Genomic DNA, 26,279 nt, shown 5'->3' with positions numbered 1-26,279 from the left:
GAGCGCGACGCGGCCGGCAGCGCTCAGGCCGGGATGACGGGCGGCTCGAAGGTGAACGTCATCCCGAGCAACCAGACGAGCAGCAACACCACCGGGAAGTGGAAGAGGAACTGCAGGAACGTGAACCCGATGAGATCGCGTGCCCGCAGACCCAGCACGGCGAGCAGCGGCAGCATGAAGAACGGGTTGATCAGGTTGGGCAGCGCCTCGGCCACGTTGTAGATCTGCACCGTCCAGCCGAGGTTCATCTGCACGTCCGTCGCGGACTGCATGACGTACGGCGCCTCGACCAACCACTTGCCACCGCCCGACGGGACGAACAGCCCCAGGATCACGGTGTAGACGGCGATGACCACGGCAAAGGCTCCGCCGCCACCGACCTCGGTGAAGAACGTGGCGAGGTGCTCGGACACCGTGACTCCGCCCCGCCCTTCGGATTTGGTCAGAATCGCGGCCATCGCGGCGTACAGCGGGAACTGCACGAGAATGCCCGCCGTGGCGGGCACGGCCTTGGCGACGGCATCGAGGAACCGCCGCGGTGTGCCGTGCAGCACGAGTCCCAGCATCAGGAACACCAGCAAGTAGCCGTTGAGGCTGCTCACCACCGACAGCACGGGCTTCGAGAGCAGTTGCGACACCAGCCAACCCAGCGTCATCGCCCCGGCGAGGATCGGCAGGATGCGGCTGTACTCGAGCCACTCGCCCGGACGGGTGCGCGTCGGCGGCTCGGAGATCGTGTCGTCGAGGTCGACCTTCAAGGCCTCGGCGGTCTTGATCGCCGCACCGGTGGGCGCGGAGAAGTGCGCGATGATCACGGTCAGCACGATGATGATCACGCACATGACCAGTGACTGCCACGTGAAGATGGTGGTGCCGAAATCGAGGACTCCGGTGATCCGGAGCAGAGCCGGCGGGAGCGAGCTCGCGGTGGCCTGGAGCTGCGCCGCGGACGACGACATGCCCAGTGCCCACACCGCACCCAGGCCCATGAACGCCGCGGCGCCGAGCGCGCGGTAGTCGACGCTCAGATCGCGTCGCCGGGCGATGGCTCGAGCGAGAAGTCCACCGAAGACGAGGCTGAGACCCCAGTTCAGGAACGACACCGAGCACGACATGAGCGCGACGAAGCTGACCGCCGTGCGTGGATTGTTCGGCAGCGCGGCCAGTCTCGTGATGAGCCGCGCCACGGGTGGTGACGTCGCCACCACGTAACCGGTGAGTACCACCATGGCCATCTGGAGGGTGAACGCCGTCAGGTCCCAGAAGCCGTTTCCGAACGCGTCGACCACGTTCTGCGGCGACGATCCGTTCGCGAATGCGGCGAGCGCCACCACCAGCACGCCGACCAGCGCGAAGATGTAGGCGTCGGGGAACCATTTCTCGGTACCTCGCGCCAGCGCCTGGGCCGTTCGCGCCAGACCCTTCTCCGCGGGTGCGTCGGTGTCGCGGACTGCCATGGTGACCTCCTGGTCGTCGAGCGATCGGTGTGTCGGGGACCACAACGGCCTCGATCGACCTTTCCCGTGGTCCCGCCCGATGGCAAGAGGCATCCCTGCACCTTCGATCTGCGGCGATGCAGGACCGCAGGTGGCACACTTCGTTCATGGCGACAGAGGACGACGTCAGGCGTATCGCACTCGCGTTGCGCGAGGTGACGGAGAAGCCGTCGTACGGCACTCCCGGCTTCCGCGTGAAGGACCGACTGTTCGCACGGGTCCACGAGATGCCCGATGTACTGCTGCTCCGCAGACCGAGCGTCGAGGACCGCGAGGCCCTCATCAGCTCGAACCCGGCAGCGTTCTTCACCACCGATCACTACGAGGGTCATGCGTCGGTGCTCGTGCGATTGCCCGAAGTGGACGTCGACGAACTCCGTGAACTGATCGAGGAGGCGTGGGAGTGCCGTGCTCCGGTGACTGTCAGGAAGCACGGCCCGAAGCCCGAGTGATCACCGCCCGGCGACGCTGAGAGCGATCCCGTCGAGAATGTCGTGCTCACTCACGACCAGGGTGTCGATTCCGGCTTCGCCACCGATGTGCTCGGCGAGTGTGGCCGCGACGAGGGATCCGCCGCCGATGACGTCGACGCGACCGGGGTGCATCGGGCCGAGCACGGCACGGTCCGCCCTCGTCATGCCGAGCAGACGATCACAGACGTCGCGCAGATCGGTGAACGGGATGCGCGACAGGTGGATCGCGTCCGGATCGTAGGCGTGAAGATTCTGTGCCACGGCCGAGAGGGTGGTCATCGTCCCGGCAACCCCGACCCAGGTGCGCGCATCCTTCACGGGTACCGCGTCGAACGCCGGCTGGAGGCGCTCCGAGGTGAAGGCCTGCCCTGCCCTGCGCTCGGCCTCGGTGGGCGGGTCGGATCGCAGGCACCGCTCGGTGAGCCGAACGCATCCGATGTCGGCGGAGTAGGCGGCGCGTACGCCGTCGGCGTCGCCGAGAACCAGCTCGGTGGAGCCGCCGCCGAGATCGACCACCAGGAACGGCCCCTCGTCCGGATCCAGATCGACGACGGCACCGGCGAACGACAGACGAGCCTCCTCGTCTCCCGAGATGACCTCGGCCACGGCGCCGTCCGCGACGGAGGCGAGTGTCCGGCGCGTCATGTCGAAGAACAGATCACGATTGTCGGCGTCGCGCGTGGCTGACGTCGCAACCATGCGCACCGCGTCGACACCGCCCAGCGCGGTGATGATGTCGACATACTCCCGCAGCGCCGCCTCGGTGCGGTCGATCGCCTCGAGTGCGAACGAACCGGTCGCGTCGACACCCTGCCCCAGCCGGACCACACGCATCTCACGCGCGAGGTCTCGGAGACCGTCGTCGTCCACGTCGGCCACGAGCAGACGGATCGAATTGGTGCCGCAGTCGATCGCAGCGACCCTCATGCTCGAAGCTCCTCGATGGTGGGCCAGTCGGCGGGCAACGCCGTGCCGCGCAGGGGACCCTCGGCGGCCAGTGCCACGGACTCGTCGCCGAGCGGATTGGCCCCCGGCCCCTTGGCCAGCGAGTGCGCCATCAACACGTGGAGGCACTTGACCCGGTCCGGCATCCCGCCGCCGGTGAAATCGGTTCCGAGCGACTCGATCTCGTTGCGCTCGGCCAGATACGCCTCGTGGGCGCGCAGGTAGGCCGCGGCCAGATCCTCGTCCTGCTGCAGCCGCTCGGTCATCTCGCGCATCACGCCGGCGGACTCCTGGCGGCTGGCCTCGGCCGTCAGACGCGGATCCGTGAGGTAGAAGAGGGTGGGGAACGGCGTGCCGTCGGGCAGTTTCGGCGCTGTCCTGACTACGGCGGGACGGCCGTCCGGGGTGCGGTAGGCGATCTCGAGCACGCCGCGCGGCTCTCGTCCGAGCTGCGCGGACACGGCGTCGAGGTCTTCGCGCGACACGTCGCTCACAGGATCTGACTCATTTCCGGATCGGGTGGGTCGGCAGGGGCCGAGGGGTCACCGTGGTGTGGTCGCGGTGGACCACAGGTCGCTGTACCAGGGTCCGGGCGGGGGCGGCGGCGGATCGTTCTCGACGTCCGATCGTGCACGCGCGCCGGGCAACTGGACTTGATAGGGAGTCTCACCGGGCATGACGTAGCCGAGACGCTCGCGCGCCTGCGCGGTGATGTAGGCAGGATCGTCCGTCTGGTCCTTGCGGATCTGCAGCTCGGCCACGCGCTGCTCCAGCGCCACCCGCTCGGCGGCGACCTGAGCCGCGTCCCCGCGCTGGGAGATGTACGTGCGCAACGGAACCGCGAGCGTCAGGGCCAACGCACAGATGACCACGGCGAGGACGACGGCCTTGCCTGTCGAGAGTCCGAGGAACGTGCGTTCCTTCTTCTCGCCTCCGCGGCGACGTCCGCGCCGACCGACCAGCGCGGCACCTTCGGTGACGACGTCGTTGACCGCACCGGCGACGGTCCGAGGCTGCGAGGCCCCGGACCCGTCGCGACGCGTGGATCGACCGGGACGCGCGTCACGGCGCGGCGAACGGCCACCCGGCCGTGCCGCACTGCGTCGAGAGTCCCGGTCTGCCATCGGTGAGCTCAGCTGTCCTTCGAGGTGAAGTCGAGCCGCGGGAACGCCAACTCGCCCGAGTAGCGCGCGGCGTCGCCGAGTGCCTCCTCGATGCGCAGCAGCTGGTTGTACTTGGCGACGCGCTCGCTGCGAGCCGGGGCACCGGTCTTGATCTGTCCGCTGCCCACGGCGACGGCGAGATCGGCGATGGTGGTGTCCTCGGTCTCGCCGCTGCGGTGGCTCATCATCGTGCGGTAGCCACTGCGGTGCGCGAGATCGACGGCGTCGAGGGTCTCGGTCAGCGTGCCGATCTGGTTGACCTTCACCAGGAGAGCGTTGGCGGCTCCCTTGACGATGCCCTCCTCGAGGCGCTCCGGGTTGGTGACGAACAGATCGTCGCCGACGATCTGGACCCGGTCACCGATGCTGTCGGTGAGGGCGACCCAGCCGTCCCAGTCGTTCTCGTCGAGCGGATCCTCGATGGAGACGAGCGGGTACTGGTTCAGCAGGTCCGCGTAGAACGCCGACATCTCCTCCGCGGTGCGGGTGTTGCCCTCGAAGGCGTATCCCGTTCCGGCGGTGAAGAACTCGGTGGCGGCGACATCGAGCGCGAGAGCGATGTCGGAGCCCAGCGTGAGGCCGGTCTTGCCGACGGCCTCCGAGATGAGGTCGAGTGCGGCCTTGGTGCCCGCGAGGTCGGGGGCGAAACCGCCCTCGTCGCCGAGCCCGGTCGACAGGCCCTTGGCCTTGAGGACCGACTTCAGTGCGTGGTAGACCTCGGCGCCCCAGCGCAGGGCCTCCTTGAAGGTCGGCGCACCGATGGGGGCGATCATGAATTCCTGCACGTCGACGCCGCTGTCGGCGTGGGCGCCACCGTTGATGATGTTCATCATCGGCACCGGCAGGATGTGGGCGTTGGGTCCACCCAGGTAACGGAAGAGCTCCAGTCCGGCGGACTCCGCAGCACCCTTGGCCACGGCGAGCGAGACACCGAGCAGAGCGTTCGCGCCGAGACGCGACTTGTCGGCGGTGCCGTCGAGGTCGAGCAGAGCCTGGTCGACCGTGCGCTGCTCGATGGCGTCGAGGCCGATGACGGCCGGCGCGATCTCGTCGAGCACGGCGTTGACGGCCTTCTCGACGCCCTTGCCGCCATAGCGATCGCCGCCGTCGCGGAGCTCGACGGCCTCGTGCTCACCGGTGGAGGCGCCCGAGGGCACCGCTGCACGGGTCAGCGTGCCGTCGTCGAGCGCGACCTCGACCTCGACCGTGGGGTTGCCACGTGAGTCGAGGATCTCGCGAGCTCCGACCTGTTCGATGATGGCCACGAATGAACTCCTAGTCAGGCGTTGAACACACAGCTTCGGGCGCGAACCGGTCACCCGTGGTCGGGCGCGGCTCGAAGACAGACTAGCCGCCGCAGCCGCCGCGCTCGATCTTCGACGCGCAGGCGCGCACGCGGGCAGGCCGGAGGCCGGTCGTGAACCACGCGGGCAGGCCGGAGGCCGGTCGGGGTTCAGGTCGGCGTCAGGACGGCCGGGCACCGACGGAGTAGGCGGAGGCCGCGTCGCGGACGTCCCTCAGGTAGACCCCCGACAGGTTGTAGGCCATGAGGGCGGCCTGCCATCCCTCCGGCGTGGTGAGGTCTCCCCCGCGGGCGCAGAGGTAGCGGCCCGCGGTGAGTGCGGCGTCGTCGAGGTTGTCGGGGTCGGCGCGGCCGTCCCCGTTGGCGTCGACGCCCCACTTGCGCCAGGTCTCGGGGATGAACTGCATCGGTCCCATCGCGCGGTCGAAGACGGTGTCGCCGTCCAGTTCTCCACCGTCGGTGTCGGCGATCTCCGCGTTGCCGGCGGTGCCGTCGAGGGGCACTCCGCGGATGGGCGGGGTCGCGGTGCCATCCGGACCGACGGACGACCCGCCGAAAGTGCCGTGGCGGCTCTCGATGCGGCCGATCCCGGCGAGCGTGGTCCAGGCCAGACCGCACCCCGGTGACGAGCGGGCCATGACCGCGGCCGCGTGGCCGTAGGCCTCGAGCGCGGTGCGGCCGATGCCGGTGGGGTCGACCAGCGGTTCCGCCCAGCCTGCGAGGAGGTCGGCCGAGCGGCCGGGCGCGTCCACGTCGATCGGCGGCAGGGGCGCGCCGGGCCCCGGCGGAATGCCTTCGGGTATCTCCACGGCGGGTCTGCCCGGATCGAGGCCGAGAGCACCGCAGCCGGAGACGACGGCGGCCGTGGCGAGGGCAGCCGCGACGACGCGGAGGCGCCGTGAGCGCGGTGGGGGCATGCGTCCATCATCCCGAGTCAAAGTAATAGAAACGTAAAGGTATGCAAAAGTCCTGGTCGGCGGCTGTTTCCCACCCCGAAGCCGGTGTATGTTCACCTTTCGTATGAGGGTCGCCTTGCCTAAGACGCCCCGCTCCACTCGAACCCGGGAGATCCCGCCGTGTCCACAGTCGCCGTCGTCGCGTCCGCGCCGTCCGTCGTGACGCAGATGGTCGGCAGCGGATTGATCGGAGTCCGGGAGGGGCTGGAGACCGGCATCGTCGTCATGATCCTGGTCGCGTTCCTCGTGAAGTCCGACCGGCGCGACGCGCTGAAGTGGGTGTGGACGGGTGTCGCCGCCGCCGTGGCCATGGTCGCCGTCGTGTTCGCCGTCATCCACCTCGGTACCTCGACGGTCACGGGCCTCACCGCCGAGATCATCGCCGGCATCGCCTCGCTGATCGCCGTCGCGATCGTCACCGGCATGGTGCTGTGGATGCGGTCGGCCGCCGCCTCCATCTCCGGCACGTTGAAGGCCGGCATGGCTCGCGCGCTCGACGTCGGGCCGGTGGCGGTCACGTCGCTCGCCTTCCTGGCGGTCGGGCGCGAGGGAATCGAGACGGCACTTCTCATGGTCGGCTACGCGGAGAACACCAACGGCAGTTCGTGGCCGCTGCTGGGTCTGCTGGCCGGAATTGCCGTCGCTGCGATCCTCACCGTCCTCCTGTACTTCGGAGCCGTACGCATCGACTTCGCCCGGTTCTTCCGCTGGACGGGGGTCTTCCTCGTGTTCGTCGCCGCCGGAATCCTGGCGTACGGACTGCGGGCACTGCAGATCGGCGGAATCCTCCCCGGTGGCAGCGCGACCGCGTTCGACATCAGCGACACCTGGGACGCGGGCAGCTGGTACGGCACCGTCGTCGCCGGCATCTTCAACTTCCGCCCCGAGCCGACCGTTCTGCAGGTCGCGGCCTGGGTGCTCTACCTCGTCGTCGTCCTGCCCCTGTTCCTCCGGCGGCCGAAGGCCGTGCCACGAGTCACCGCACCACAGCCGCAACCCGCCGCCTCCTGACCCACACACATCTGCTTCAGTGCCGACCACCGGCCTCCCCGCTCCCGAAGGGCACCACTGACATGCGCACCACCACCCGCCTCCTCTTCTGCGCCGCCGCGCTGCCGCTGGCACTCACGGCCTGCACCGAGAAGGAGGCCGCGACCTCGGCCGAGGGCGGCGACATCGTGGTCGACGCGACCGACAGCTCGTGCGACGTCGGTACGACGAGTGCACAGACGGGTAGCTCCACCTTCCAGGTGACCAACAACGGCTCCAAGGTCACCGAGTTCTACGTCTACGGCGAGGGCGACCGCGTCATGGGCGAGATCGAGAACATCGGGCCCGGCGTCTCCCGCCAGCTCATCGTCGCGCTGCCCGAGCCCGCCACGTACCAGACCGCGTGCAAGCCGGGCATGGTCGGCGACGGCCTCCGCGGCGACTTCGTCGTCACCGGTGACGCCAAGGAGTCCGACGCCGACGGCACGCTCGCCGAGGCGGCAGACGGCTACAAGCGCTACGTCGTCAGCCAGGTCACGGCGTTGCAGGAGACGACGGCATCGTTCGTCACCGCGGTCACGTCCGGTGACGTCGAGGGCGCCAAGGCCCAGTTCCCGCTCGTCCGCACCTACTACGAGCGCATCGAACCCGTTGCGGAGAGCTTCCCCGACGATCTCGACCCCCGCATCGACCTGCGCGAGCCGGACGTCGAGCCGGGCGCGGAGTGGACCGGATTCCACCGCCTGGAGAAGGACCTGTGGGCACAGGGACTCCAGCCGGACACGAACGCGATCGCCGAGCAGCTGAAGGCGGATGTCGACGAACTGGTCGCGGGCGTGCAGTCCCCCGACTTCGTCATCGACCCGATCACCGTGGCGGGCGGCGCACAGGGCCTCCTCGACGAGGTCGCCCAGACGAAGATCACCGGTGAGGAGGACTTCTTCTCCCACACCGACCTGTACGACTTCCAGGCGAACGTCGACGGATCGCAGGCAGCGGTTGCGGCGCTCGCTCCGGTGCTGTCCGAGCGGAACCCGGAACTCGCGGCCACCATCGAGCAGCGGTTCGCCGAGCTCGACACCGAGCTGGCGAAGTACCGCCAGGGTGACGGCTTCGTCTCCTACGACACGGTCACCGAGCCGCAGCGCCAGGACCTGTCGAAGAAGATCGACGCCCTGTCCGCGTCGGTGAGCCAGGTACAGGGTGTCGTCGCAGGCGCCTGAGCGGACGTCCGACACGGACGCCGCCGCCCCGCCGAGTCGACGCCTCTCGCGCCGCGCGCTCTTCGGTGGCGTGGGAGCCGGCGCACTCGCGGTCGGCGCCGGTGCCACGCTGGGCCGGTCGACCGCACCCGAACCCGTGGTCGCCGACGCGGCCGAGGCCGTGGTGCCGTTCCGCGGCGTCCACCAGGCGGGCATCGTCACGCCCGCACAGGACCGCATGCACTTCGTCACCTTCGACGTGACGACCACCTCGCGCGACGAGATCGTCGCGATGCTCACGAAGTGGACGGCGATGGCCGAGCGTCTCACCGTCGGCGCCGAGTCGGTACCCGGTGGCGTGGTCGGCGGCGGGCAGTACGAGCCGCCCGGTGACACCGGTGAGGCCTACGGCCTGATGCCGTCCAACCTCACGCTGACCATCGGCTTCGGCCCGTCGTTCTTCGACAAGTTCGGTCTGGGCGACCGCAGACCGGCTGCACTGCAGGATCTTCCGCGATTCCCCGGAGACGACCTCGATCCGGCGCGGAGCGGTGGCGACATCGCGGTGCAGGCCTGCGCCGACGATCCCCAGGTGGCGGTGCACGCCATCCGTAATCTCGCCCGCATCGCGTTCGGCACCGCGGCGGTGCGATGGTCGCAGCTCGGCTTCGGTCGCACCGCGTCGACGTCGACCGCCCAGGCGACACCGCGCAACCTCTTCGGCTTCAAGGACGGCACGAACAACATCAAGGCCGAGGAAGCGGCGACCGTCGACGAGCACGTGTGGGTGAGCGGCGGCGAGTCCGACTGGATGACCGGCGGCACCTATCTCGTGGCCCGACGCATCCGGATGAAGATCGAACCGTGGGATCGTGCGGTGCTCGGCGAACAGGAGCGCGTCATCGGTCGGTCCAAGGCCACCGGCGCGCCGCTGGGCGGCACGGCCGAGTTCGACACCGTCGACCTCGGCTCCTCGACCATCGCCAAGGACGCGCACGTACGGCTGGCCTCGTCGGAATCGTTGGGCGGCATCAAGATTCTCCGCCGCGGGTACAACTTCACCGACGGCTCCGACGGCTTCGGCCATCTCGATGCGGGGCTGTTCTTCGTCGCCTTCTGCAGCGATCCGCAGACCCAGTTCGTGCCGATGCAGCAGGCTCTCGCACGACGAGATGCGCTGAACGAGTACATCTCCCACGTCGGTTCGGCGATCTTCGCCTGCCCACCCGGAGTGCCGGAAGGCACCGAGGCCTACTGGGGCTCGACGCTCTTCGGCCAGTAGGTCAGCGGTTCTTCTCGTCCGCCTGCGGCCGATGGTGGGACGCGGCGACGCGTGCGTCGTCCGTTCCCGTCGCCGCGAGCGGTCGGCCGAACATGTCGGTGCCCGGCCAGTACTTGGACCACGCTCGTGCGTCCATCTCGGCCGATCGGACTCCGTCCATGGCGGCGCCGCGCTCCGCGGCACGCACATCGGCGACGAACTCGTTGACGGTGCGGCGCAGCGAGTCCTCGGCGCTGGTGGCGCCGTGATCACCCGAGATGTCGATGCGCACCGAGAGCATGGACTCCGGGACGAAGTCCTGAGGGAGCCCGGCCTTGACCGCTCGGGTGATGACCTGCTGGGCGAGCGCGAGCGACGGCTGCGCCATGGCGATGCCGTCGAGACACGACGCGCGTACCTTCTCCGCGGCCTTGCGCTCCTCCCATGCCTTCTCCTGCGCACCGATGTCGATCGGTGCGCCGGACGTGTCGGCCAGGTGCGGGCTGCGGTGGGTGAGCTTGGCAACCAGAGTGGACGCCACGTCGTCGATGTCGAACGCCTCGGCGCCCGCGTCCTTGGCGATGCGCGCGTGGAAGATGACCTGCAGCAGCAGATCGCCGAGCTCCTCCCGAATCGAGTCCGCGTCGCCGGTCTCGATGGCGTCGAGCAGTTCGTAGGTCTCCTCGAGGAGGTACCCGCGCAGCGACTCGTGCGTCTGCTGCGCCTCCCATCCGCCGAGTGAGCGCAGTTTGTCGATGACGAAGACCGCCTCGGCGAGGTTGCCGCCGCGGGGCACCGGCACCTCGATGACGTCCTCGCCGCGTGTGATGCGTTCCTGGACGTCCGGATTGTCGCGACTGGTGCTGATGAGCACCTCGGGCTCGTCGTCACCCGCGGACGTGAACCCTGTGAGGCGCCAGCGGATGGAGACCGGCACCTCCTCCGTGAAGCCGACCGGCTTGTCCAGCAACGTCACGGCCTGCACCGGCACCATGGTGGGTCGCAGGGGATCCAGCAACAGAATCGTCATCGCGCGCTCACACCCCGATCGGTTGCTCGACTCGTACGGAGCCCGCAGGCTGCCCGTCCATGGCGAGCAGCACGTCGGCGACGAACTGCAGAAGTTCCTCGTCGCGGACACGGGCCGAACCGACTCCACCACCTGCCACGCGAGGAATCGGGATCTGCACCGTGCCGGTGGTCGCCCGATACTGTGCGCTGGGGTAGAGCCGCTTCAACCGTATCTGCTTGGAGTCGGGTAGGTCCATCGGCGCCAACTTCACCATGGTCCCCGCCATCTGCACGTCGACGATGCCGTAGGAACGGCACAGGATCCGCAGGACGGCCACGGCCACGAGCCGCGCCACCTCGGCCGGCACCGGCCCGTAGCGGTCGGTGAGCTCGTCGATGACCGCACGGATCTCGGCGTCGTTCTGCGCTGCCGCCAGCTTGCGGTACGCCTCGAGACGCAGCCTGTCGCTGGTGACGTAGTCCGGCGGTATGTGAGCGTCGACGGGGAGGTCGATGCGCACCTCCTTCGGCGCTTCGTCGGTGGTGACGGGGCGGCCGTCGGCGACGGCGCGATAGGCCTCCACCGCCTCGCCGACCAGTCGGACGTACAGGTCGAAGCCCACGCCGGCGACGTGGCCGGACTGTTCGGCGCCCAGCACGTTGCCCGCGCCGCGGATCTCGAGGTCCTTCATCGCGACGGCCATGCCGGCACCGAGGTCGGAGTTCTGCGAGATGGTGGCGAGCCGGTCGTACGCCGTCTCGGTGAGCGGCTTCTCCGGTGGGTAGAGGAAGTAGGCGTAGCCGCGGTCCCGGCTGCGGCCGACGCGCCCACGCAACTGGTGAAGCTGGGAAAGACCCAGCGAATCGGCGCGCTCGACGATCAGCGTGTTCGCATTGGAGATGTCGAGGCCCGTCTCGATGATGGTGGTGCAGACCAGGATGTCGAATTCCCGCTCCCAGAACCCCTGCACCGTCTTCTCGAGTGCGTCCTCGTTCATCTGACCGTGCGCGACCACGACGCGCGCTTCCGGTACCAGCCGTCGGATGTTGGCGGCGGCCTTGTCGATGCTGCTCACGCGGTTGTGGACGTAGAACACCTGGCCGTCACGGAGCAGCTCACGGCGGATCGCCGCCGCCACCTGCTTCTCCTGGTATGCACCGACGTAGGTCAGAACGGGGTGACGCTCCTCGGGCGGCGTCAGGATGGTGGACATCTCGCGGATGCCCGCCATGCTCATCTCCAGCGTGCGCGGAATCGGCGTCGCCGACATCGTCAGGACGTCGACGTGGGTGCGCAGCGCCTTGATGTGCTCCTTGTGCTCGACGCCGAAGCGCTGCTCCTCGTCGACGATGACCAGCCCGAGGTCCTTCCACTGCACTCCGGTCTGCAGCAGCCGATGCGTGCCCACGACGATGTCCACGGTTCCGTCCGCGAGACCGGCGAACGTCTCGCGCGACTCGGCGGCGTCGGAGAACCGGGACAGTCCCTTGACCGTCACCGGGAAGTTGGCCATCCGCTCGGTGAAGGTCTGCAGATGCTGCTGAGCCAGCAGCGTGGTGGGAACGAGCACCGCCACCTGCTTGCCGTCCTGGACGGCCTTGAATGCCGCGCGGACGCCGACCTCGGTCTTGCCGTAGCCGACGTCGCCGATGACCACGCGGTCCATCGGGACGGGCTTCTCCATGTCGGCCTTGACCTCGTCGATGACGGTCATCTGGTCGACGGTCTCGGTGAACGCGAAGGCGTCCTCCATCTCTTTCTGCCACGGAGTGTCCGGTCCGTAGGCGTGGCCGGGCGCCGCCTGCCGCGCCGCGTAGAGCTGGACGAGCTCGCCGGCGATCTCACGAACGGCCTTGCGGGCCTTGCGCTTGGTGTTGGTCCAGTCGGATCCACCGAGCTTGCTCAGGCTCGGCATCTCGCCGCCGACGTACCGGGACAGCTGATCGAGCGACTCCATGGGCACGAAGAGACGGTCACCCGGATGCCCGCGCTTGCTCGGCGCGTACTCGACGACGAGGTACTCACGGCGTGCTCCACCGATGGTGCGCTCGACCATCTCGACGAAACGGCCGATGCCGTGCTGGTCGTGGACCACCATGTCGCCGGCCGTCAGCGCGAGCGGGTCGACCTGGTTGCGGCGCTTGGCGGGCAAGCGTTTGCCGTCGCCCGCAGCCGCGACACGGTTGCCGGTGAGATCGGCCTCGGTGACGACCACGAGGCCGGCGTCGCGCAGTACGAGACCCGAGTGCAACGACCCGCACAGCACGCCGACGACGTCGGGGCCCGGCTCGGCACCGGCATCGAGATGCAGTGCGGGCACACCGGCCTCACGCAGTCGTTCGACCGTGCGCTGCGCCGTCCCCGCACCGGCGACGACGACGGCCACCCGGCCACCGGACGCGAGGTGCGCCGTGAACATCTGGAAGAGGGTCGCCAGCGCCTCCTCGGAGCCGCGCACGTCCGGCGCGGCATCCACATCGAGCGCGATCTCCTCGTCACTGCCGGAGGCGAGCGGGCCGACGGTCCACCACGGCCGGCCGGCCGCCTCGGCGGACTCGCGCACCTGCCGCAACGATCGGTACGCCGACGCACTGAGATCGAGATCGAGGACGGTGGTCTCGTCCTTCACGCTGCTGGTGTCGAGCGCAGCGGTGTCGAGCGGAGCGGCCGCACCGATGCTCGCCGCCGTCCACGACGCCTCGAGGAACTCCTTGCCCGTCCGCACCAGATCCGTCGCACGCGTGCGTACCTTCTCCGGATCGCACACCAGGACGTGTGCGCCGTCCGGCAGTGCGTCGGTCAACAGTTCGAGACCGCCGGCCTTCAGCACCGGTAGCAGCGCCTCCATGCCCTCGACCGGGACTCCGGCGGAGATCTTCTCGAGCATCTCCACGAGGATCGGGTCGCCGGTGTTGTCGTCGGCCAGACGCGCAGCCCGATCGCGCACCGCCTCGTCGAGGATCATCTCCCGGCAGGGCGGCGCGATGACGGCGTCGACCTCGACATCGGGGAGCGACCGCTGGTCCGCGACCGAGAACGCGCGCAGATCGGTGACCTCGTCACCCCAGAACTCGACGCGCACCGGATGGTCCGCCGTGGGCGAGAACAGGTCGAGGATGCCGCCGCGAACCGCGAACTCGCCGCGTTTGCCGACCATGTCGACGCGGGTGTACGCCAGTTCGACCAGTCGCTTCTGTAGTTCCTCGAAGTCGAACTCGGCCCCCACACGTAGGCCGACCGGCTCGATCTCGCCCAGTCCGCGTGCCATCGGTTGGAGCACCGAACGCACCGTGGTGACGATGATCTTCAGCGGGACGCCGTAATCGGCGTCCTCCGGCCGAGCGAGGCGCCGCAGCACCTCGATGCGACGACCGACGGTGTCCGCGCCGGGAGACAGACGCTCGTGCGGCAGCGTCTCCCAGGACGGGAACTGCGCGACGGCGCCGCCCACCATCTCGGTGAGCTCGGCCGTCAGATCGTCGGCCTCGCGGCCCGTCGCGGTGACGAGCAGGACCGGTGTGGTGCGGGCCATGGCCGCGGCGATGAACGCCCGTGCCGGAGTGGGAGCGACCAGGGTGGCCTCGGAACGGCCCGACAGGTCGACGATCCGGGCCAACGACGCGTCGCGCAGCGCGAACTCGAGCAGTCCGGACATCCGGCCCGCACCGTCGTCCGGGGTCTGCGCGGGGGAAACATGGACGGACGGCGAGGACACCAGCAGAACTCCTGACGGAAAGACGACACGATCGTGCACCCGCGATGCTCGACCACCTCTGACGGGGATCGGACGGTCGGTGACGACTCGGTACCGATTCTAGAAGCAGTCGCCGACAGAAACGACCGTGGGCCGAGCGATGCGACCGCGACGCGGCCGGCCGCGGTCAGGCGCCGTAGCGCAGGACCCGGCGGGCGGCGAACTCACGGAAGTAGTCGAGTTTGCGAGCGGGAACCAACGACGGGAGCAGGTAGTGCCAGAGCCGCTCCATGCGTGCCGACAGCTCCTTGGTGCGGTCGGTGGCCACGGCGACCATGTGCGCACCGACGATGACCTCCAGGAACAGCATCCCGGTGGTCACCGGATCGAGATCCGGCTCGAGGTCACCCTCGTCGATCGCCCGACGAGCCAGGCCGGTGTGATACTCCGCCCACCCCTCCATGACGTTCTCACCGGTACCGCGGTAGTCGCCGATCTGGTGCTTGAGTCGGAACATCGCGGCGACCATCGGATCCGTGACCGCGAGATCCACCGTGATGTACGAGACACCGATCTCGGCCTCGAGTGCGGGGATCCGGCCGTCGTCCAGTGCGCGGCACGCCGCGGTGAGCCGCCGTGCGCCCTCGTCGATGACGGCGCGAGCCAGCTCCTCCTTCGACCCGAAGTGGAAGTAGAGAGCTCCCTTGGTGACCTGCGACTGCGAAATGATCTCGCTGAGGCTGGCATTGGCGTACCCGAGCCGGAGAAAGACATGGGCGGCCCCCGCGAGCACCGTGTCTCTGGTGATCTCGGCGCGTGCCTGTCTGACCATGCGATCCGCCTCGAAAGTGTGGGGCATTCAATCCGGGAACAACGCGAGAACGGTACCACTGGACAGCTACACAGCACGAGCACTCGTCCCGGAGTCCGAGCGTCGTGTCGTCACGACCGATGCGGCGGTCGATCGTGACCACCTCTGGTGACACCCGCGCTTTCAGCTCCCCAACCGGGGATCCGGCTCAAGATTCGTGAGCCCGTTCCAGCACAGGTTCACGATGTGCGCGGCGACCACCTCTTTCGAGGGGGACCGTTCGTCCAGCCACCATTGCGCCGTCATCGACACCATTCCGACCAATGCCTGCGCGTACAGCTGGGCATTGGCCGGGTCGATGTCACGGCGGGAGAAATCACCGGCCAGGATGTGACCGACCTGGCCGACGGCGTCGTTCAACAGGCTCGAGTACGTCCCCTCGGCCGCGGCGACCGGGGAATCGCGCACGAGGATGCGGAACCCGTCACTGCGTTCCTCGACGTAGGTCAGCAGGGCCAGTGCCACCCGCTCGACCCGGATCCTGGACCGGTTCTCGGTCAGCGAGGACGTGATCATGGACAGCAACGTCGACATCTCGCGGTCCACCACCACGGCGTAGAGACCCTCCTTGCCGCCGAAGTGCTCGTAGACGACCGGCTTGCTCACCTGTGCGCGTTGCGCGATCTCCTCGATGGACGTGGCCTCGTAGCCACGCTCGGCGAACAGTGTGCGGCCGATCTCGATCAACTGGGCCCGGCGCTGGGTCCCCGTCATCCGGACGCGGGGTGCACGCTCCGGCGTGCCGGCGTCACCGGGTGCGCGCGGCTGATCGGGCTCGCGGGGCGCGTCGGGCGTCGAGGTCATGGTTTCACTGTGACACGCGAGCGCTGCGCAGCGAGTGAGGCCTGCGGAGCGTTTTACGGAGCGGGTGCACTCGTGCGAGGATCGACGCGCTCGGCGCACGCCAGCCGAGGCTGTGATCCGCCGTGGTGTAATGGCAGCACCTCTGATTTTGGTTCAGATAGTTCAGGTTCGAATCCTGGCGGCGGAGCCGTGACACCACAGCGGCGGAGCTGCTGTCGTAGGGCGGCGGAGCCGTGGCGACGAGTGTGGCGGGTCCCCCGCCCGGGGCACATCCGAAGTCGGTCGAGGAGATTCATGACGTCGAAGGTCGCTGTAGTCGTGCTCGCCGCGGGGGCGGGAACCCGAATGCGATCGAAGACTCCGAAAGTTCTGCACGAACTGGCCGGTCGGTCCATGCTCGCGCACGCCCTGCACGCGGCCGACGGAGTGGATCCCGACCACCTCGTCACCGTCGTCGGGCACGACCGCGAGAAGGTCTCGGCCGCCGTCGCCGATCTGGCCGAGACGGTGGGTCGCACCATCGACATCGCGGTGCAGGCCGAACAGCACGGCACCGGCCACGCGGTGCAGTGCGGCCTGGCGTCACTGCCCGCCGATTTCGACGGCACCGTGGTGGTGACCGCGGGAGACGTACCGCTGCTCGACGCCCACACGTTGCAGGCACTCCTGCACGATCACCATTCCTCCGCGGAGCCCGTCGCGGTGTCGGTCCTCACCTTCGTCCCCGACGACGCCAACGGCTACGGCCGCATCGTCCGCGATCAGTCCGGCCAGGTCCAGGAGATCGTGGAGCACGCCGACGCGACTCCCGACCAGCTGACCATCACCGAGGTGAACTCGGGCGTGTACGCGTTCGACGCGCAGTCGCTGCGGGTCGCACTCGACTCGCTCGGCACCGACAACGCCCAGCACGAGCTGTACCTGACCGACGTCCTGAAGATCTCGCGCCGACGCGGCCTGCCGGTGTTCAGCACCCAGCTCACCGACCCGTCGCTGGTGCGCGGCGTGAACGACCGGGTGCAGCTGTCCGAGGTCACCCGCATCCTCAACGAGCACATCCTGGCCCGCCACATGCGCGCCGGCGTCACCGTGATCGACCCGTCGTCGACGTGGGTGGATGTCGAGGTCGCCATCGGACGCGACGCCGTGCTCCACCCCGGTACGCAGTTGCACGGACGCACCGTGGTCGGGGAGGACGCGATCATCGGACCCGACACGACGCTCACCGACGTGTCGGTCGGCGACGGCGCGACGGTGGTCCGGTCCCACGGTTCGAACTCGGTGATCGGCGCCGGAGCGACGGTCGGGCCCTTCACCTACCTACGGCCGGGCAGCGAGTTGGGCGAGCAGGGCAAGCTCGGCGCCTTCGTCGAGACCAAGAACGCGACCATCGGAGCGCACTCCAAGGTGCCGCACCTGACGTACGTCGGGGACGCCAGCATCGGCGAGCACTCCAACATCGGCGCCTCCAGTGTCTTCGTCAACTACGACGGGGTCGGCAAGAGCCGGACCGAGATCGGTTCGCACGTGCGCACCGGGTCCGACACCATGTTCATCGCGCCGGTGCGTGTGGGCGACGGGGCCTACACGGGCGCCGGAACCGTCCTACGCCATGATGTACCGGCGGGAGCGCTCGCGGTCTCCGGTGGTCCGCAACGGATCATCGAGGGCTGGGTGCAGAAGAAGCGTCCGGGAACGCCGGCGGCGGAGGCCGCCGAACGCGCCCGTTCGACCGAGGAATCACACGTGCACGAACCGAAGGACGGCGAGTAGAGCAGTGACCACAGCCAACTGGATCGACAACCAGAAGAACTTGATGCTCTTCTCCGGTCGCGCTCATCCCGAGCTGGCCGCGCAGGTGGCCGAGGAACTGGGAATCGAGGTCACCCCGCAGACGGCTCGTGATTTCGCGAACGGCGAGATCTTCGTTCGTTTCGAGGAGTCGGTCCGCGGTTCCGACGCGTTCGTGCTGCAGAGCCACCCGTTCCCGCTGAACACGTGGCTCATGGAGCAGCTCATCATGATCGACGCGCTCAAGCGCGGATCGGCGAAGCGGATCACCGCGATCCTGCCGTTCTACCCCTACGCCCGCCAGGACAAGAAGCACCGCGGCCGCGAGCCGATCTCCGCCCGCCTGGTGGCCGACCTGCTCAAGACGGCCGGTGCCGACCGGATCATCACGGTCGACCTGCACACCGACCAGATCCAGGGCTTCTTCGACGGTCCCGTCGACCACATGCACGCGCACAGTCAGCTCGCCGACCACATCCGCGAGGGCTACAACCTCGAGCACATCACCGTGGTCTCCCCCGACTCCGGCCGTGTGCGCGTCGCCGAGAAGTGGGCCGACTCGCTGGGTGGAGCGCCGCTCGCCTTCATCCACAAGACACGAGACCCGTTGGTTCCCAACCAGGTCAAGTCGAACCGCGTCGTCGGTGACGTCGAGGGACGCACCTGCATCCTGATCGACGACATGATCGACACCGGCGGCACCATCGCCGGCGCCGTCAAGGTGCTGAAGGAAGCGGGCGCCGGGGATGTCGTCATCGCCGCCACCCACGGTGTGCTGAGCCACCCGGCGGCCGAGCGTCTCGCATCGTGCGGCGCCAAGGAGGTCGTCGTGACCAACACGCTGCCGATCAGCGAGGACAAGATGTTCCCGTCGCTGACCGTGCTCTCCATCGCACCCCTGCTCGGCAAGACGATCCGCGAGGTCTTCGAGAACGGGTCCGTCACCAGCCTGTTCAACGGCAACGCCTGAGAAACGACGTCACCGACCGACACTCCCCGCGGACCTGGTCCGCGGGGAGTGTCGTCGTCGGGTGCCCTACTTCCGGGCCAGCACCAGGGCGAAGCGCTGCTCGGGGTCGGTCCAGAACTCGTCGACCGTCAGACCGGCCGCGGCCAGTTCACCGGTGATCGACTCGCGGCGGAACTTGGCGGAGATCTCGGTCCGCATCTCCTCGCCCGCCGCGAACTGCACGTCCAGATCGAGGTCCGCGACGCGCACCGTGTGGTCGCGGCGTGCCCGCAGCCGCATCTCGATCCACTCGTTGCGCTCGTCCCACACGGCGACGTGCTCGAAGTCGTCGACGTCGAAGGCGGCGTTCAACTGGCCGTTCAACACGGAGAGCACGTTCAGGTCGAACTGCGCCGTCACTCCCTGCGCGTCGTCGTAGGCGGGCACCAGCACCGCCGGATCGATGACCAGACCGACCCCCAGCAACAGGAACTCCCCCGTATCGAGGGTGTTCGAGATGGCGGAGAGGAACTCGGCGCGTTCCTGCGGCACGAGGTTCCCCAGCGTGCCACCGAGGAACGCCAGCGTCCTGCGCCCGCCGGTCGGCACCCAGAACAATCCACTGTCCGGGCCACCGGTACTGGTGAAATCGCTGACGACACCGTGGATCTCGAGGTTCGGGAACTGGCGCGACAACTCCTCCATCGCACCGGTCAACGCCGACGGCGACACGTCCTGCGGGACGTAGCGACGCAGGGTCCCGTGCTCGAGACCAGCGGACAGCAGCACTCGGGTCTTGTCCGACGATCCCGAGCCCAACTCGACCAGCACCTCGACTCCCGTCACGCGCGCGATCTCCGCGGCCCGTTCGGTCAGCAGGGCGCGCTCGGTGCGCGTCGGGTAGTACTCGTCCAACTCGGTGATGCGCTCGAACAGTTCGCTGCCCACGGCATCGTAGAAGTACTTCGGCGGCAACCATTTCGGCGTCGCGGTGAGTCCGCGGCGGGCATCCTCCCGCAGCGATTCCTGTAGATCGCCCTCGGTGATGTGGATGTCCAGTGACGGCGCTGTCATGACGAACTCCTTGTTGCTGACGAGCATGGAAGGTGCAGGGGTGGAGCGGTCAGAAGGTGGTGATGTCCACCGAACCCGGTCGGGCGGAGACGAGGCACCGATCGGGTACCTGCTCCCATCCGGGCAGATCGTCGAGCGGTTCGGATGCGAGCACGACGCTGTCCTCGTCGTACCGGACGGACAGAGAGTGGTACAGGGTGGTCGCCCACAGTGACTCGCCGTCGCCGAGCAGCAGGTTGACGCGGGAGTCGGGAGCGGCGGCGTCGACGTCCGCCACCAGACCGGCGAGCGCGTCCGCAGGGTCGCGGTCCACCAGTCGCTGCTGCAGGATCGCCCACAGCACAGCGGAATCCGTGGGTGCCGCCAACCGCAGCAGCATGTCGACGGGCACCTTCTCGGCGAGTGCGGAGACCGACTGCGGCCACCCCCGCACGACACCGTTGTGGCTGAACGCCCACCGCCCCTCGACGAACGGCGCGCACGCCGACCGCTCGACGGGCATGCCGACGGTGGCGGACCGCACGGCCCCCATCACCGCCACCGAGCGGATGTGGGTGAGCGTGTCGGTCACAGCCGGGTCACCCCACATCGGCATCGCGCTCCGATACGACGACGCGGTGCCGTTCGACCACCAGGCCGCACCGAACCCGTCCGCGTTGATCGTGCCGCCGCCGCGCATCTCACGGGGCGCGTACGACTGGGTGAGCAGCGATGTCGGTCCCGCGGTGAGCACGTCTCCGACGGCGCGTTCGGGTCCGAGATAGCCGACGTGTCGGCACATCCGCTACCGGTGTCCCACGTCGCGGGCGCACCGGAAGCCCGCGAAGATCTGGCGCCGGATCGGGTGGTCCCAGTTGCGGAACGTCGCGCGGACCGCCGTCTGGTCGGTACCGAACGAACCGCCGCGCAAGACCTTGTAATCGCCGCCGAAGAACACCTCGGAGTACTCCGGGTAGGGGAACATCTCGAACCCGGGGTACGGCTCGAAGTCGGACGACGTCCACTCCCAGACGTCGCCCATCAGCTGCTCGACGCCGAGCGGCGACGCACCCTCGGGATACGCGCCGACGTCGGCGGGTTCGAGGTGGCGCTGCCCGAGATTCGCGTGACGTTCGTCGGCGTCGTCGTCGCCCCAGGGGTTGCGCCGGGAGAGCCCCGACGCGGGATCGAACCGCGCTGCCTTCTCCCATTCGGCCTCGGTCGGCAGGCGCTTGCCGGCCCAGCGGGCGTAGGCGTCGGCTTCGAACCAGCTGACGTGAACCACGGGCTGCGCTGCCCGGATCTGCTTTGCACGTCCGAAGACTCGGCGCCACCACACACCGTCGTCGTCCTGCGACCAGAACTGCGGCGCGGTGAGACCGGCCTCGGCGCGGTGCGCCCAGCCGCGTTCGGTCCACAGTTCCTCGCGGTCGTAGCCCCCGTCGGCGATGAACTGGAGATACTCACCGTTGGTCACCGGGGCCGCGTCGATCGCGAAGGTGGGCACCTCGACACTGTGCGCGGGCCGCTCGTTGTCGAGGGCCCACGGATCGTCGCCGGTGCCCATCTCGAACGCACCACCGGGGACGATGACCTCGACGTCGTGGGCGGGCGGCAGCTGGGCGCGGGGAGCGTCGGGTGCCTCCAGCACGGCGTCGCCGGTGCGCAGCTGATGCGTCGCCAGCATCGTCTCGTCGTGCTGCTGTTCGTGCTGCGCGACCATCGCGAAGACGAAGCCGTTCTCCACCAACCGACTCTCGTCGAAGGTGCAGCGCTGCAACGCATCCAGCGACAGAGCGCGCACGGCGTCCACGTAGGTGCGCGCCTCGTCCGGCGACAACAGATCCAGTCCCGGTCGCGTGGCACGTGCATGGCGGAACGCGTCGTAGAGGTCGTCGATCTCGGGGTGCACCGCGTCTCGGCCGCCCACGTCGCGGACCAGCCACAGCTCTTCCTGATTGCCGATGTGGGCGAGATCCCACACCAGTGGGCTCATCAACGGCGACACCTGCTCGCGCAACCCGTCCTCGTCGAGGCACCCGGTGAGGGCCAGGGTCCGGGCACGACTGCGCACCAGCATCGATTCGAGTCGGCTGCGCAGCGCCACCTCGTCGACCGTCGTGTTCACCGTCATCGTGAGAACTCCTTCCGAGCAGCGCCGCGCGGTGGTGTCGTCGCTGTCCCTGGTGCCGTCGGCGGCCGGGCGGCCGAGCAGCGTGTCGCGGCGCGGCCCAGGGCGTCTCGCGCCTCGCCGTGACTGGAATCGGCCGCGAGTGTCAGCAGCTCCACCGCTGCTCGCCGCAGCGCCTGGTCCGCGAGTCCGTCGCGCGCCGCGTCCTCCCACCTGTTCAGGGTGGGTTCCGCCAGGTCCAGCGCCTGATCGGCCACCGAGTCGGAGGACAGCAGGGCGTCCACCGCGTACATCGGCACCTCCCACGTCCCGTCGGGTTGGCCGTCGAGGTACCGGATCTCGAGGTGGCCACTCGCGCGGACGAGGGGGAACACCGTCGTCAGGTGGTAGTCCAGGTCGGCCGTCGTGGGGCGGCGACCCATGTCGTCGTCCAGATCACCCGCGAGCCACTGCGCGAAGGTGGCCTCGCGCGGCGGGGCGGCGAGTCGCCCGTCGCGGCGCACACACAACAGCGGGACGTCCATCACCCAGCGTGCGTAGTCGCGGACGGGGTCGACCCCGAGCGGAACGCGCGTGCGGGTGCGGTCCAGTTCGAACCAGGTGCGCATGCGCTGCGAGGCCCACCGACCGTCGGGAACGCCGTACAGCGCGGGCGTGGTCGCGAACGCCGCCAGCAGTGCCGGACCCACGGCATGCACTGTGGCCCATCGTCGTCGGATCTGCTGGTCGTCGCCGCCGGCATCCACACTGATCTGGACCGCAGCCGTGTTGCACATCATGAGCTTGCCGTACGGGCCGTACTGCTCGAAGCGCTGCTCCATCGCGCAGTAGCGCGGCAGCGTGAGCAGGCGGTCGGGAGGTCGCAGCGTGTCCGCGCCGCCTCCGGCGAGGGAGATCCCGTGCGAATCGAGCAGGCGGGTCAACGTCTGCTCGTCGTCGCGCAACGCCTCGACGACGGAGGCGAGGGACGTGGCGGGCGAGGACGACAATTCGATCTGACCACCGGGCTCGACGGAGACGACACTTCCGGAGCGGAGGGCGAGTGCGGGGGACTCGGGCCGAAGAGACTGCGGGGTGTGGGCACCCAGTGCCTCGGCGAGCGAGTCGAGAGTGGGACGTGCACCGGACGCGGAGCGGGTGAACCATTCGAGTTCTGCGCCGATCAGAGTCGGCGGCCCCACCTTGAAACAGACCCGGGCCAGGTACGCCTCGGCGGCGGGCCGCGAACTGAGAGTGCCGGAAACGGCAGTCATGGATGCCTCCGCGGGTGACGGTGGAGCGTGAAGTGGAACGGGCACTGCGTGCGGGAAGAGGAACGGACACTGCGTGTCCGGATGATGTCTACCCCCGCCCTCCACAGACTAATCGCTCCCGCGCGCGGTCGCCGGTAGTGTCGGCATCCTCATGATCACCACCCCCGAGACCGACACCGTCGACATGCTCGCCGTTCGCGCGGACACCCCTGCCGCCGAGCACGGGGTGTTCCTCGACAGCGCCGGCTCGTCGCTGCCACCGCAGCGCGTCGTCGACACCGTCGTCGGGCACCTGCGTCGTGAGGCCGAGGTGGGCGGTTACCGCGCGGCACGGGAGCGCTCCGACGATCTCGCCGCGGTGCGCACGTCCGTCGAGACGCTGATCGGAGCGCCGACGGGCACCGTGGCACTGTCCGACAGCGCCACGCGTGCCTGGTGCGATTTCTTCTACGCGGTGCCGCTCTCCCCCGGCGATCGCATCCTGGTCTCCACCGTCGAATACGCCACCAACGCGATCGCCGCACTGCAGCGAGCGCAGGCTACCGGCGCCGTGGTCGACACCATTCCCGTGGACCTGTCCGGGCGCATCGATCTCGAGGCCCTCGAGCGGATGATGGACGATCGCGTCGCGCTGGTCTCCCTGGTGCACGCACCGACCAACGGCGGACTGCTGAACCCGGTCCGCGAGATCGTCGACCTGGCCCATCGTCACGGGGCCCTCGTGCTGCTGGACGCCTGCCAGTCGGTGGGCCAGGTCGCGCTCGACGTGGCGGAGCTCGGTGTGGACGCGCTGTCCGCGACGGGACGCAAGTGGCTGCGAGGGCCACGCGGTACCGGTTTCCTCCACGTCGCCCCCGCCGTGCTCGACACCCTGGAACCGCGATCACTGGATCTGCACAGTGCGTCCTGGACCGGCCCCGACTCCTACACCGTGGCCGACGACGCTCGACGGTTCGAGACGTGGGAACACGACGTCGCGGCCCGGCTCGGTCTCGGCGCCGCCGTCGATCTGCTGCTCGAGCTGGGACCGAGCGCGGTCGAGGCCGCGGTGCGCGTGCGGGCCGAGCGGCTGCGGACCGCACTCGCCGACGTGCCCGGCATCGCGGTGCACGACCTCGGCGACCACCGCACCGGCATCGTGACCTTCACCGTCGAGGGCATCGCGCCCGCCGCGGTGAAGGACGCGCTGGCGGATCGCGACGTCACCGTCTCCGTCAGCCCGGCATCGTCGACTCTGCTCGACATGACGGCCCGCGGACTGGACTCCCTCGTCCGAGCGTCCCCCCACTACTTCCTCACCCTCGATCAGATCGATCAGGCCGTGGACGAGTGCCGGGCCCTGACCGGCCGGCGGTGACGAGCAGGGGTGATTCGCTGCAGTTCGGCGAGTTCGGGTAGTGTTCACGCAGTTGTCTCGGCGAGGGTGACGAGTGCGCAGTGCGTACGTCACCGTGATCGACGCAGGCGCGGTCTCACAGCCGTCCTCGTTCGTGTCCACGCCGAGCGAGTAGTACCCGCAGCAGTCCCACCGGGCCGCAGCCGCACCAGACCGCAGTCACACCAGATCTTCCGAGGAGTCCCGTCACATGGCCAACGTTCTGAATGCCACCGTCCGCACCGAGTTCGGCAAGGGCGCAGCGCGCCGGACCCGTCGCGACGGTCTCGTCCCCGCCGTCCTGTACGGACACGCCACCGAGCCCAAGCACCTCTCGCTCCCGTCCCGCGAGTTCGCCGCCGTGCTCCGCGCCGACGGCACCAACGCCGTCATCGAGCTCCAGGTCGACGGCGAGAAGCACCTCGCCCTCACCAAGTCGGTCGTGGTCCACCCGATCCGTAACTACATCGAGCACGCCGACCTCCTGGTCATCCGTCGCGGCGAGAAGGTCACCGTCGAGATCAACGTCATCGTCACCGGAGACGCGGCGCCCGGCGCCCTCGTCACCACCGACGCCAACGTCATCGAGATCGAGGTCGACGCGACCCAGATCCCCGAGCAGTTCGAGGTCTCCGTCGAGGACGCCGAGATCGGCACCCAGATCCTCGCCTCGTCGATCGAGCTGCCGTCCGGCGCGACGCTGATCTCCGATCCCGAGCTCCTCCTCGTCAACGTCGTCGAGGCGCCCAGCGAGGCTGCACTCGAGGCCGAGGGCGCGGGCGATCTCGCCAGCAACGTCGCCGCCGAGGAAGAGGAGGCTGTCGAGGACAGCTCCGCCGCCGACGAGGCCGCAGCAGCAGACGAGAACTGATCCACCGAGCACCACCGCGGCGCGCCTCCCTCACCGGAGGCGCGCCGTTTCTCGTTCCCCACCCTGAACGACCCCGCACGTCACGAGCTGAAAGCGACTGCCGCACATGACCGATCGCCCCGCACTCGTCATCGGTCTGGGTAATCCCGGGCCGCAGTACGAGCGCACCCGACACAATGTCGGTGCCGTCGTCGTCGACACCCTGGCGGCGCGGATGCGAGGGTCGTTCTCGTCGCACAAGCGCAGCAACTCCGACGTGCTCCAGGCACGGCTCGGGACTCGCCCGGTCGTGCTGGGGAAGCCACGGTCGTACATGAACGAATCCGGGGGCCCGGTCGCCAACCTGGCCCGGTTCTTCTCCGTGGCGCCGGCGGACATCATCGTCGTGCACGACGAACTCGACGTCGATCTGGGTCGGGTGCGGCTCAAGATCGGCGGCGGCGAGGGCGGGCACAACGGGCTGCGCTCGATCTCGAAGTCGTTGTCCACCAAGGACTACCTGCGAGTCCGGGTCGGGGTGGGGCGGCCGCCCGGTCGGATGGATCCGGCGTCGTACGTGCTCAAGCCGTTCGCCGCGTCCGAGCGCGACGAACTGGCCGTCGTGCTGGAAGAGGCCGCGGACGCGGTCGAGCTCCTGCTGAAGGGCAGCCTCGAGGACGCGCAGAATCGCATCCACCGACCCTGAC

At 68.9% G+C, this 26,279-nt stretch carries 23 protein-coding genes and 1 tRNA gene; 10 read left to right on the top strand and 14 right to left on the bottom strand.

Annotated features, from left to right (window positions below; genetic code table 11):
* Positions 1-23: 23 nt before the first annotated feature.
* On the bottom strand, positions 24-1,457 hold the full coding sequence (locus HQ325_RS07025; protein ID WP_222627610.1) for a short-chain fatty acid transporter: 1,434 nt from the start codon (positions 1,455-1,457) through the stop codon (positions 24-26).
* Between the two features lie 146 nt (positions 1,458-1,603).
* On the opposite strand from HQ325_RS07025, the gene HQ325_RS07020 reads away from it, so the two are divergent.
* A complete protein-coding gene (locus HQ325_RS07020; protein WP_222627608.1) occupies positions 1,604-1,948 on the top strand; it encodes an MmcQ/YjbR family DNA-binding protein in 345 nt (114 codons plus the stop codon).
* Here the strand turns inward: HQ325_RS07020 and HQ325_RS07015 are convergent, their stop codons facing one another.
* The 5 genes from HQ325_RS07015 to HQ325_RS06995 form a co-directional block, all read right to left on the bottom strand.
* Positions 1,949-2,896 carry a Ppx/GppA phosphatase family protein gene (locus HQ325_RS07015; protein ID WP_222627606.1) on the bottom strand — a complete coding sequence of 316 codons (948 nt, stop codon included), beginning with the start codon at positions 2,894-2,896 and terminating at the stop codon, positions 1,949-1,951. It abuts the gene before it with no gap.
* On the bottom strand, positions 2,893-3,408 hold the full coding sequence (locus HQ325_RS07010) for a DUF501 domain-containing protein (RefSeq protein ID WP_222627604.1): 516 nt from the start codon (positions 3,406-3,408) through the stop codon (positions 2,893-2,895). The genes HQ325_RS07015 and HQ325_RS07010 overlap by 4 nt, the downstream gene beginning before the upstream one ends.
* Positions 3,409-3,456: 48 nt before the next feature.
* A complete protein-coding gene (locus HQ325_RS07005) occupies positions 3,457-4,038 on the bottom strand; it encodes a septum formation initiator family protein (protein ID WP_222627602.1) in 582 nt (193 codons plus the stop codon).
* 8 nt (positions 4,039-4,046) lie between these two features.
* The gene (gene eno / locus HQ325_RS07000; RefSeq protein WP_027504061.1) at positions 4,047-5,342 is read right to left on the bottom strand and encodes a phosphopyruvate hydratase; all 1,296 of its coding nucleotides are present in this window, start codon (positions 5,340-5,342) and stop codon (positions 4,047-4,049) included.
* Between the two features lie 199 nt (positions 5,343-5,541).
* A complete protein-coding gene (locus HQ325_RS06995) occupies positions 5,542-6,297 on the bottom strand; it encodes a lytic transglycosylase domain-containing protein (protein ID WP_222627600.1) in 756 nt (251 codons plus the stop codon).
* Between the two features lie 207 nt (positions 6,298-6,504).
* Between HQ325_RS06995 and efeU the strand changes: the two genes are divergently transcribed.
* The 3 genes from efeU (at position 6,505) to efeB (ending at position 9,810) form a co-directional block, all read left to right on the top strand.
* A complete protein-coding gene (gene efeU / locus HQ325_RS06990; RefSeq protein ID WP_222629013.1) occupies positions 6,505-7,347 on the top strand; it encodes an iron uptake transporter permease EfeU in 843 nt (280 codons plus the stop codon).
* 62 nt (positions 7,348-7,409) lie between these two features.
* Positions 7,410-8,549, top strand: a complete 1,140-nt coding sequence (efeO, locus tag HQ325_RS06985; protein WP_222627598.1) for an iron uptake system protein EfeO — start codon at positions 7,410-7,412, stop codon at positions 8,547-8,549.
* A complete protein-coding gene (efeB, locus tag HQ325_RS06980; protein ID WP_222627596.1) occupies positions 8,530-9,810 on the top strand; it encodes an iron uptake transporter deferrochelatase/peroxidase subunit in 1,281 nt (426 codons plus the stop codon). The genes efeO and efeB overlap by 20 nt, the downstream gene beginning before the upstream one ends.
* 1 nt (position 9,811) lies before the next feature.
* Here efeB and HQ325_RS06975 read toward each other — a convergent pair whose 3' ends face one another.
* The 4 genes from HQ325_RS06975 to HQ325_RS06960 all read right to left on the bottom strand — a co-directional run bounded on the left by HQ325_RS06975 (position 9,812) and on the right by HQ325_RS06960 (position 16,080).
* The gene (locus HQ325_RS06975) at positions 9,812-10,819 is read right to left on the bottom strand and encodes a MazG family protein (RefSeq protein WP_081821037.1); all 1,008 of its coding nucleotides are present in this window, start codon (positions 10,817-10,819) and stop codon (positions 9,812-9,814) included.
* Between the two features lie 7 nt (positions 10,820-10,826).
* The gene (gene mfd, locus HQ325_RS06970) at positions 10,827-14,516 is read right to left on the bottom strand and encodes a transcription-repair coupling factor (protein ID WP_374107193.1); all 3,690 of its coding nucleotides are present in this window, start codon (positions 14,514-14,516) and stop codon (positions 10,827-10,829) included.
* 166 nt (positions 14,517-14,682) lie between these two features.
* Positions 14,683-15,327, bottom strand: a complete 645-nt coding sequence (locus HQ325_RS06965; RefSeq protein ID WP_222627593.1) for a ScbR family autoregulator-binding transcription factor — start codon at positions 15,325-15,327, stop codon at positions 14,683-14,685.
* 162 nt (positions 15,328-15,489) lie between these two features.
* Positions 15,490-16,080, bottom strand: a complete 591-nt coding sequence (locus tag HQ325_RS06960; RefSeq protein ID WP_204870240.1) for a TetR/AcrR family transcriptional regulator — start codon at positions 16,078-16,080, stop codon at positions 15,490-15,492.
* 206 nt (positions 16,081-16,286) lie between these two features.
* Here HQ325_RS06960 and HQ325_RS06955 point away from each other — a divergent pair.
* The 3 genes from HQ325_RS06955 (at position 16,287) to HQ325_RS06945 (ending at position 18,931) form a co-directional block, all read left to right on the top strand.
* A tRNA-Gln gene (locus tag HQ325_RS06955) sits at positions 16,287-16,357 on the top strand.
* 107 nt (positions 16,358-16,464) lie between these two features.
* Positions 16,465-17,943 (top strand): bifunctional UDP-N-acetylglucosamine diphosphorylase/glucosamine-1-phosphate N-acetyltransferase GlmU, encoded by a 1,479-nt coding sequence (gene glmU, locus HQ325_RS06950; protein WP_222627591.1) that lies wholly within the window; start codon positions 16,465-16,467, stop codon positions 17,941-17,943.
* A 4-nt stretch (positions 17,944-17,947) separates the two neighbouring features.
* Positions 17,948-18,931: a ribose-phosphate diphosphokinase gene (locus tag HQ325_RS06945; RefSeq protein WP_222627589.1), complete on the top strand. Its 984-nt coding sequence runs from the start codon at positions 17,948-17,950 to the stop codon at positions 18,929-18,931.
* Between the two features lie 66 nt (positions 18,932-18,997).
* Here HQ325_RS06945 and egtD read toward each other — a convergent pair whose 3' ends face one another.
* From egtD to egtA, 4 genes are read right to left on the bottom strand one after another with little or no spacing between them, the layout of a single operon-like run.
* Positions 18,998-19,984 (bottom strand): L-histidine N(alpha)-methyltransferase, encoded by a 987-nt coding sequence (gene egtD, locus HQ325_RS06940; RefSeq protein WP_222627587.1) that lies wholly within the window; start codon positions 19,982-19,984, stop codon positions 18,998-19,000.
* Between the two features lie 49 nt (positions 19,985-20,033).
* The gene (egtC, locus tag HQ325_RS06935) at positions 20,034-20,765 is read right to left on the bottom strand and encodes an ergothioneine biosynthesis protein EgtC (protein WP_222627585.1); all 732 of its coding nucleotides are present in this window, start codon (positions 20,763-20,765) and stop codon (positions 20,034-20,036) included.
* 3 nt (positions 20,766-20,768) lie between these two features.
* Positions 20,769-22,097, bottom strand: a complete 1,329-nt coding sequence (egtB, locus tag HQ325_RS06930) for an ergothioneine biosynthesis protein EgtB (protein WP_222627583.1) — start codon at positions 22,095-22,097, stop codon at positions 20,769-20,771.
* Positions 22,094-23,347: an ergothioneine biosynthesis glutamate--cysteine ligase EgtA gene (egtA, locus tag HQ325_RS06925; protein ID WP_222627581.1), complete on the bottom strand. Its 1,254-nt coding sequence runs from the start codon at positions 23,345-23,347 to the stop codon at positions 22,094-22,096. The genes egtB and egtA overlap by 4 nt, the downstream gene beginning before the upstream one ends.
* A gap of 151 nt (positions 23,348-23,498) precedes the next feature.
* Between egtA and HQ325_RS06920 the strand changes: the two genes are divergently transcribed.
* From HQ325_RS06920 to pth, 3 genes are all read left to right on the top strand, one after another.
* A complete protein-coding gene (locus HQ325_RS06920) occupies positions 23,499-24,704 on the top strand; it encodes an aminotransferase class V-fold PLP-dependent enzyme (RefSeq protein WP_374107192.1) in 1,206 nt (401 codons plus the stop codon).
* A gap of 229 nt (positions 24,705-24,933) precedes the next feature.
* Positions 24,934-25,593: a 50S ribosomal protein L25/general stress protein Ctc gene (locus tag HQ325_RS06915; RefSeq protein WP_204866499.1), complete on the top strand. Its 660-nt coding sequence runs from the start codon at positions 24,934-24,936 to the stop codon at positions 25,591-25,593.
* A 106-nt stretch (positions 25,594-25,699) separates the two neighbouring features.
* Positions 25,700-26,278 carry an aminoacyl-tRNA hydrolase gene (pth, locus tag HQ325_RS06910; protein ID WP_222627579.1) on the top strand — a complete coding sequence of 193 codons (579 nt, stop codon included), beginning with the start codon at positions 25,700-25,702 and terminating at the stop codon, positions 26,276-26,278.
* The last annotated feature ends 1 nt before the right edge of the window (position 26,279 follow it).

It is taken from the genome of Rhodococcus sp. BP-349 (genome assembly GCF_019835845.1).
GTDB lineage: Bacteria > Actinomycetota > Actinomycetes > Mycobacteriales > Mycobacteriaceae > Rhodococcoides.
Note: the sequence above shows the minus strand (reverse complement) of the source record. Positions and strands in the feature narration are given on the sequence as shown.